The sequence below is a fragment of the Nitrobacter sp. Nb-311A genome (assembly GCF_000152905.1).
Classification (GTDB): Bacteria; Pseudomonadota; Alphaproteobacteria; order Rhizobiales; family Xanthobacteraceae; genus Nitrobacter.
The window spans coordinates 103,090-112,812 of record NZ_AAMY01000013.1 but is presented as its reverse complement, the minus strand read 5'-3'; the positions used below and the strand labels follow the sequence as shown (position 1 = coordinate 112,812).

The window sequence follows — 9,723 nt, the reverse complement described above, 5'->3', positions numbered from 1 at the left end:
CTCACCATCTGCAACGAAATGATCGAGTCGCCGCCAAGCTCAAAGAAATTGTCTGTGACGCCGATGACAGGCTGGCCGAGAAGCTCCGCCCAGATCGTCGCGAGCGCGGCTTCCGCCGGCGTGCGCGGCGCGATGTGCTCGGCCGAAGCCGCAAGCCGGTCCGGCGGCGGCAGCGCCTTGCGGTCGATCTTGCCGTTCGGCGTCAGCGGCAGCCGCTCCAGCACCACGATCCGCGCCGGCACCATGTAGTCCGGCAATGACGCCGCCAGCGCAGCCTTCAGCGCCGCAGCATCCAGAGCCTCGCCGCTGACATAACCGACAAGCTGGCGTCCCGTCCCGGCCTCGCGCGCCACCACCACCGCCGCACCCACGCCCGCCTGCGCCGCAAGCCGCGCCTCGATCTCGCCAAGCTCGATCCGGAAGCCGCGGATCTTCACCTGATGGTCGGCGCGCCCGACATACTCCAGCACCCCGTCCTCGCCCCATCGCGCCACATCGCCGGTGCGATAAAGCCGCGCTCCGGGCAGGCCGAACGGATCAGGCATGAAGCGCTCCGCCGTCAGCGCGCCGCGCCGCCAATAGCCCCGCGCCAGTCCCGCACCGCCAATGTAAAGCTCGCCGGCAACCCCAACAGGCGCAACGTTGAGATCATGATCCAGAACGTAGGCCGAACGGCGTCCGACCGGACGCCCAATCGGCGCATAACTGCCGTCGATCTCTGCGCTGGCGTCGACCTTCCAGAGCAACGGCGTCACAACGGTTTCGGTCGGACCGTAGCCGTTGATCAACGTCCGCGGATTCAGCGCGCGTTTGATTTTGTCGAAGCCGGCCTTCGGCATCGCCTCGCCACCAAACGAGTACAGCTCGACCGGCGGCGGATTTCCGTGCCACGCCGCACAGTCTGCAAGCTGCTGCACGTAGGCCGCCGGAAATCCGGCGTTCGTGACACGCTTTTCGCGCAGCACATCGAGCGTCTGCTCGGCCGACCACAGATCGCCGTCGCGCATCACAAGCGCGGCGCCGCACGTCAACGCCGTCCAGAGGCGCTCATGGGCGCCGTCGAAAGTGAAGGAGAGGAAGTGAAGCTCGCGTGAGCTTCGATCCATGTCGTAAAGACCAGCGGTAACCTCGCAATGCATCGCGAATGGCCCATGCTCGACGGCGACGCCCTTCGGAACCCCGGTGGACCCTGAAGTATAGATGACATAGGCCAGGCTGGAGGGCGCTATTTTGATTTCAGGTTCACTTTCGTGCTCCGCTTCGAGATCGGACAACTCAAGCGGAACGACTTCAATTTCGGCCGGCGTCGTCAGTGTCGTGCCTTCAGCATCACTCAGCACGATGCGCGCGCCGGCGTCGCGAAGGGTATCGACTTGTCGTGTCGCCGGATGCTCCGGATCCAGCGGCAGATAGGCTGCCCCTGTCTTCAGGACCGCAATGAACGCGATGACGAGCGACGGCGAACGTCGCGCCGAAATGCCGACCAGATCGGAGGGGCGAACGCCCAGCCTGATCAGACGATGTGCAAGCCGATTAGCGCGACGATCAAGCTCGGCATAGGTGATAACCTCGTCCCCGAAGATCAGCGCCGGAGCATCCGGCGTCTCGCGCGCGAACTTCGCAACCGTTCGATGCACGGGTTCGAACGCACTTCCGGTATCGGTATTGTCATTCCACTGCCGCAGTCTGGCCCATTCCTGCTCCGATAGCAGCTCCATGCCGGCGATCGGCTGCGCGTCCTTCTCAACCATCACTCTCAGGATCGTGATCCAATGCGACGCGAGACGCTCAATCGTGGAAGCCTCGAACAGCGCTGTAGCATAGGTGAAGATCGCGCGGATTTCGCCGGATGGCCCTTCTTCGCTATCGAGGGCGAGGTCGAATTTGACGGTCTCAACCTCAGGATCAATCTTTTCGATTTGCAGGTTGGTCAGGCTCGGCGGATTGCCCGACGCGCGCCGGTGTTGGTGGTTATAGAGAACCTGAAAGAGCGGATTCTGGCTCAGGCTGCGCTTCGGCTGCAGAATTTCAAGCAAGCGCTCGAATGGAAGATCCTGGTTCTCCTGCGCTTCGATTGTCGCCGAATGGACGGAGTTTATGAAGTCCGCAATCGTGGCGCGTCCGTCGATCTCCGTGCGAAGCACCTGTGTGTTGACGAACAGTCCGATCACGCCGCGGACTTCATCGCGGTGGCGGTTGGCGACAGGAACGCCCACACAGATGTCGGACTGTCCAGTGTAACGATAAAGCAGCAGCTTGAGACTTGCCAACAGCACGACGAACAAAGTCGTCCGATGCCGACGTGCCAGCGCACGCAACCCGTCGGCAAGCGCCGGATCGAGCGTGAGGTGAAGCGCAGATCCGGCGAGATCAGGAACCGCCGGCCGCGCATGGTCGATTGGAAGCTGCAACACAGTCGGATCTTTGAGACGGGCAGTCCAGTATTCGACCTGCCGTCCGCCATCGACTGCACTTATCCATAACCGCTGCCATTCGGCATAGTCGGCATATTCAATGTCGGGCTGCGCTAGCGTCGGCGTCTCGTCACACGCGAAGGCCGCGTATAGTTTCCAGAACTCGTCAACCAGCACGCCTATCGACCAACCGTCGGCCACAATATGGTGCAGGGTGACGACGAGAAAATGATCGTCCTCCCCGAGCGCCAGCAATGTGACGCGCATCAGCGGACCCGCCTCGAGATCAAAAGGCCTCAAGGCTTCCTGACGCGCCAGCAGACGCGCCTGCCCTGGACGGTCGTCGCCATCGAGCATCACCTGCCGCAACGTGACCGGTTGCGGATCGAGCACGATCTGTTCAGCTTCGCTGCCCTCTTGCCGGAAGATCGTGCGCAGCGCGCTATGGCGAATGACCAACGCATCGAACGCCTGCTGCAGCGCCCGCATTTGAAGGTTGCCGCGTATCCGCACGGTCGCCGAAATATTGTAGGCGGCACTATCCCGATCCATCCGCCACAGAAACCACAGCCGCGATTGCGCGAAGGATAACGGCGCTTGTGTCCGTTCCTGCCGCGCGATCGGCAACATCGCGAGATTGACGCCCCGTGCCGCAAGCTGCGTCAGGAACGTCTTCTGCTTGGCGGCGTCAAGGCGCATCAATCGCTGAGAGATGTCGCGAAGCTGCTTATGCGCGGCGGCGGTGTCACTCATCGGCAAACTCGAGTTCCTTCAGCATGTCGAGCATCGCGGCGATGTCGTCGCTACGCTTGTCGACCTCCATTTCGGGCGCAAGCGCAACCGCCATACTTTCGACGGTCGTCATGTCAAACAGCCGGTTCAGCGGAAGGTCATAGCCAAGATCGCGCTTGATACGACTGACGAGCTGAATGGCGACGATCGAGTCGCCGCCAAGCTCAAAGAAATTGTCTGTGACGCCGATGACAGGCTGGCCGAGAAGCTCCGCCCAGATCGTCGCGAGCGCGGCTTCCGCCGGCGTGCGCGGCGCGATGTGCTCGGCCGAAGCCGCAAGCCGGTCCGGCGGCGGCAGCGCCTTGCGGTCGATCTTGCCGTTCGGCGTCAGCGGCAGCCGCTCCAGCACCACGATCCGCGCCGGCACCATGTAGTCCGGCAATGACGCCGCCAGCGCAGCCTTCAGCGCCGCAGCATCCAGAGCCTCGCCGCTGACATAACCGACAAGCTGGCGTCCCGTCCCGGCCTCGCGCGCCACCACCACCGCCGCACCCACGCCCGCCTGCGCCGCAAGCCGCGCCTCGATCTCGCCAAGCTCGATCCGGAAGCCGCGGATCTTCACCTGATGGTCGGCGCGCCCGACATACTCCAGCACCCCGTCCTCGCCCCATCGCGCCACATCGCCGGTGCGATAAAGCCGCGCTCCGGGCAGGCCGAACGGATCAGGCATGAAGCGCTCCGCCGTCAGCGCGCCGCGCCGCCAATAGCCCCGCGCCAGTCCCGCACCGCCAATGTAAAGCTCGCCGGCAACCCCAACAGGTGCAACGTTGAGATCATGATCCAGAACGTACAGCGTGGTGTTGCCGATCGGGCGGCCCAGCGCAGGGCGGGCGTCCGCCGCATCCAGGCGATGACGCGCCGACCACACCGTGGTCTCGGTCGGGCCGTACAGGTTCCAGACCTCGCCCGCCTGCGCCACCAGCCGCCGCGCCAGGTCCGGCGGCAACGCCTCGCCGCCGCACAGCACCCGGCAGCCCGACGGAAGCGCCCCCTCGTGATCGAGCAGCATCCGCCAGGTCGCGGGCGTCGCCTGGATCAGGCTCACCTCATGCGCGGCCGCGAGCGCCTTCAGCCGGCCCGGATCCTGCGCCGCGGCGCGATCGGCCAGCACCACCCGCGCCCCGACCGTCAGCGGCAGCCACAGTTCCAGCACCGCGATGTCAAACGACAGCGAGGTCAGACCCAGCACGCGGTCCTTCTCCGTCATGCCCGGCTGCTCCGCCATCGTCGCCAGGAAGTTCGTCACCGCATCGTGGCGGACCATCACCCCCTTCGGAACGCCGGTCGAGCCCGAGGTGTAGATCACATAGGCCAGGCTCTCGGGAGGCACGGCGATGGCCGGGTTGCTGTCGTTCCCTCCCTCGGGCTGCGCATCGATCAGCCAGGCCTCGGCGCCGGTCTCCTCCAGCACCGCCGCGAACCGGCCGCGCAGCGCGCTTTGCGTCAGCACCAGCGCCGCGCCGCTGTCGCGCAGCATGTGCGTCAGCCGCTCCTGCGGATAGTCCGGATCCAGCGGCAGATAGGCCCCGCCCGCCTTCAGCACCGCAAGCAGCGCCACCATCATGCCGACGCCGCGCTCGCACCACAGCCCGACAACAACATCGGTCCCGACCCCGCGAGCCCGCAGCCGCCACGCCAGCCGGTTCGCACGCCCATTCAGCTCCCCATAGCTCAGCGCCTCCTCACCAAACACCAGCGCAATCGAACCCCAACAACGCCGAACCTGCCGTTCAAACTGTTGGACGACCGAGAAATCGCGCGAATAATCAGCTTGCGTCTGATTCCATGCTTGCAGCAGCCGCTGACGTTCTTCGGAAGGCAAAATATCCAATTGTCGAACCGGCGAGCGAGGTGAATGCTCCAATGCCCTCATCAACTGATCGAGCGCATGCTGCATCAAACCGCAGATGCGATCGGCCGAAAGCGAGCGAGCCACTTGAACGGTCAGACCAAGCGCCCGGCCATAATCCTCGACCGCCATCATCAAAGGATAGTTCGTCCGCTCTTCGCCGCCGAGCCACTCGACGCCCTGTATTCCGCTGCCACCGTGGTCCGGGGATGAACCGCCCGGCATTGCATTGTGCCGATAGTTCAGAATCGAGCTGAACAGCGGAGCCGGCGCGGCGACGCCGCTGCATCGTTGCGCCAGCGTCAGCGAAGCATGTTCATGCACCATCAGTTCGGTTAACCGGTCGTGAGCCTGACGAACGCTGTCCTCAACTGGTGTGCCGTCGAGATCAAGCCGCAACGGTAATGTGTTGATGAACAAACCCATGCTGCGATCACTGGCGCCGCCACCGTGCATACGGCCGGACAAAACGGTGCCGAACACGACCTGCTCGCGTTCGCTGCTCCTCGCCACAACTTGTCCCCACGCCAGATGACACAGGCTGGCAAGACTCACGCCCATGCGCCGCGCCAACGCGCGAAGGCCATCGTTGAGCGACGAGGGCAACATACGCCGGGCTTCCTTTATGCCGCCGCCATCGCCATGCACTCGGTCGAGGTAAAACGGCGTTGTCGGCTCGTCGATGTCGGCCAGCATGCTCCGGAAAAAGCGCTCGTGCTGCGCGGTCGCCTCAGGCTTGCGCGACTGCGCTACCAGGTTTCGGAACGGATGCGGCGCTGAAAGCTCATGGCCACGCCCGGATAATATCTTCCGAACTTCATCGTGCATCACCTCCAGCGTGGAGTGATCGCCGATCAGATGATGCAGCAATGCCAGAAGCAGCCAGCGCCCGGTGGCAGGGTCGCGCGCGATTGCAAACCTCAGCAGCGGCGCCTGGCTGAGTTCGATCCTATAGTGGCGCGGATCGAAGCGGTGCGCGAGCTGCTCTTGCGCGGGGGCTTCGCCATCGAGGACAACCTCTCTGACAGCGACCTCAGCCTTTCGCCAGACCACTTGCGCAGGCGCGGATAATCCGTCCCATACAATGGACGTGCGTAGAATATCGTGACGATCGATAACCTGCTGAACGGCGGCGAGATAGCGGTCGAGCAAATCGCGGCGTTCGAACGCCATCTGGCCGACCAGAAGATATGGATCGCCTTCCTTCGCCATCAGATGGTGAAACAGAATGCCGTCCTGGAGTGGCGACAGCGCATAAATGTCCTGAATATTCGCAACGCCGCCGGGTACCGCAGCGACGATGCGGTCGATGTCGGATTCGGTCAGCGCGATCAGCGGCAGCAATTCGGGCGTGATCCTGGCCGTCTGCGGCGTGATCCGATTAGCTGGAATGTCAATGTCTGCAGCGACCTTGAGGCCGGCGGCGAATTCAGCCAGCACAGGCTTTGCAAATAGCGTACGCACGTCCGCGACAAGCGAATGACGCTGCAGCCGCTCCAGCAAACGGACAGCAAGCAGCGAGTGGCCGCCAAGTTCAAAGAAATGATCGTTTCGTCCGATCCGGTCGACGCCCAACAGCTCTGTCCAGATCGCGGCGACAACCTCCTCTGTTTCACCTTGCGGCGGCTCGAAGCTGCGCCTTGCAAAAGCATCATCTTCCGGAGCAGGCAACGCTTTGCGGTCTATCTTGCCATTCGGAGTGAGCGGCAAGGCGTCCAGCCGCACGAAGGCCGACGGCACCATGTAGTCTGGCAAGAGCGAGCGAAGATGGCTGCGCATAGCAGCCGCAAACTCACCGGCATCTGGCGCCGCATCAGTGCGCTCACCCGTCGCAACGTAAGCGATCAGACGAGGATCCCCATTGTGATCGTGACGCACAAGAACCACCGAATCGGACACGCTCGGGTGCTCGTTCAGGCGAAATTCGATCTCCCCCAATTCAATGCGGAAACCGCGGATCTTGACCTGAAGATCGTTGCGGCCGAGAAATTCGAGATTGCCATCCGGCAGATAACGTCCGAGATCGCCGGTACGATACATCCGCGCGCTCGCGTCGTCGGCGAACGGATCGCGCTTGAAGCGCTCTTCTGTCAACTCAGTGCGATTGAGGTAACCGCGGGCGATTCCAGCCCCTCCGACGTAGATCTCGCCGGTCGCCCCGAGCGGAACGGGCGCACCGAAGCGGTCCAGCAGATATACTCGCTGATTTGGAATGGGGCGGCCGATGGGAATCACATCATCGTTAAAATCCGCCGGGCGCAGCCAGGTGGTCGCGCATACCGTGACTTCCGTCGGCCCGTAGCCGTTGAAGACAGCAACGCTCGAGGGCAGGCTCTTGATCAATTCCGCTTTTGGTGATTCACCTGCGAGCACCAGCACCTTCAGCGTCGCCAGCCGGTCGAGATCGGTGCGTCCTTGCAGCATTGCCGGCGGCAAACCGGCATGCGTGATCGCGTTGTCGACCAGGTAATCGATCAGGTCGGACGTGCTCTGATATTCGCGCTGACCGACAAGGAACAGCGCGGCTCCCGAGCACAGCGCCATGACGATTTCCCAGGCGCTGGCGTCGAAGCTGAACGAGGCAAACTGCGCGACGCGGCTGCACGGAGAGACGGCATACATCTCCTGCTGCGTCAGCGCCAGATTTACCACGCCGCGGTGCTCGACCATCACACCCTTCGGCTTTCCCGTCGAGCCGGAGGTGTAGATGATATAGGCGAGATGCCTTGATGTGAGCCCTACGGCTTCCGGAGCAGGCGACGCCAGTTCGGCAATCGTCGAAGCGCTCGCATCCAGATCGAGAATTTCGCACGCAGCATCCGCGAAGGTCGCGCATCGACCGTGATCGGCGATCAACAGCTTCGGCCTTGCATCCTCCACGATCTGTCGCAACCGCTCCGCTGGATAAACCGGATCGAGCGGCAGATAAGCGCCGCCTGCCTTGAGGACTCCGAGCAGGCTTACGATCATCCCGATACCGCGCGGCAGGCAGATGGCGACGAGCTGATCCGGGCCAACGCCCGATGCGATCAAATGCCTTGCAAGCTGATTGGCTCTCGCATCAAGCTCGCCATAACTCAGGTGAATACCGTCATGAACCACTGCCACAGCTTCAGGCGCGCGGCGAACCTGATCCATGAACAGTTGGTGGATGCAGCGTTCGGACGGGAACGGCGCGGCGGTCCTGTTCCACGTTTTCAAAACGAGCTTTCGTTCCTCGTCACCGACGATATCGATATGGTCTACAATCCGATCGGCATCGGTGACCATGGCATGCAGCAAAGCCAACAGGTAATCCCGGTGACGCATGATCGTCGCTTCTTCAAACAGCGCCGTCGCATAATTTAAGGTTCCGACGATGCGGTCCTCCGTCTCGCCAAGGTCAAGTTCAAGATCGAACTTGACCTGCTGAAGCGGAACATCGACGATCTCGGCCTTGAGGCCGGGCAGTTCGAGGACTGGCGCTGACTTGTTCTGCCACGCCAATACCACCTGAAACACCGGCGGGTGTTCCAGCCGCCGGGGAGGTTGAATGACCTCGACGAGTTGCTCAAAGGGAAGATCCTGGTGATCCTGAGCCGCGAGCGCCGTCGCTCGCACACGCCTCAGCAATTCGGCGACATCGGGCGCGCCTGAAAGATCCACGCGGATCGCAAGCATATTGACGAAGAACCCGATCAGGCCCTCGATCTCGCGCTTGTTGCGATTGGCTATCGGCGTTCCGATCACGAGGTCGGTCTGGCCGGAGAGTCTCGACAACACAGCCGCCCACGCCGCAAGCACGGTCATGAACGCCGTGGTGCCGTGCTTCTGACTGAACCGCCTGATGGCTTGCGTGAGATCACGATCGATCTCGACCGGCAGCGTGGCGCCGGCGAAAGACCTCTCCGGCGATCGCGGCCGATCGGTGGGCAACTCGATCGCCACGGGCGCGCCGGCAAGCGCTTGCCGCCAGTAGTCGACCTGCCGCTCCAATCGATCCCCGGCCAGCCATTTCCGCTGCCATGCCGCGTAGTCCGGATACTGAATTTGAAGCGGCGGCAGCGGATCGTCCGCACCGGCTGTCAGCGCCCGGTAAAGGGCGCAGAGCTCACGCACGAATACATTCATCGACCAGCCGTCTGATATGATGTGGTGCTGCGTGAGCAGGAAGAGATACGCCTTTTCCGACGTTCGGATCAAACGGGCGCGGATCAATGGTCCGGCCGAAAGATCGAACGGCCTGACGGATTCCTCGCGGCACAAATGCGCGACTTCATGTTCGAGATCGTCGCGGCCGCGTAGATCATGTTCGAGCACCGGCAGATGTTCGTCCGACGGCAACAGTTCGACGCGCGGCTGCCCGCCAACCACGCGAAAGACGCTGCGCAACGCTTCGTGGCGCGCGAACAATCGATCAAGACTTTGACGCCATGCGTCGGCGTCAAGCTCACCGGAAAGATTTAATGCGCCGCGAATGTGATAGTTGGAGTTGGCGCCATCGAGCTGCGCCAGCAGCCAAAGGCGCTGCTGCGCAAAGGAAAGTTCAAGCGGCTGGCCCCGCGGCACCGCCGGAATCGTCTCTAAACTCTCACCAACAGTCCGGCCACGTTCCCTGGCGCGCGCTACAAGCCTTCTCACCTGCGCGGGATCGAGAGCACGCAAATCCGGCTTTGCCATATCGACCAT

2 protein-coding genes are annotated in these 9,723 nt (G+C 62.8%); both read right to left on the bottom strand.

Features of this window, described 5'->3' with window-relative positions:
* On the bottom strand, window positions 1-3,167 hold a 3,167-nt coding region (locus NB311A_RS06885; RefSeq protein ID WP_009797780.1), incomplete at its 3' end, for a non-ribosomal peptide synthetase.
* On the bottom strand, window positions 3,160-9,723 hold the full coding sequence (locus NB311A_RS06880) for a non-ribosomal peptide synthetase (protein WP_009797779.1): 6,564 nt from the start codon (window positions 9,721-9,723) through the stop codon (window positions 3,160-3,162). The genes NB311A_RS06885 and NB311A_RS06880, both read right to left, overlap by 8 nt.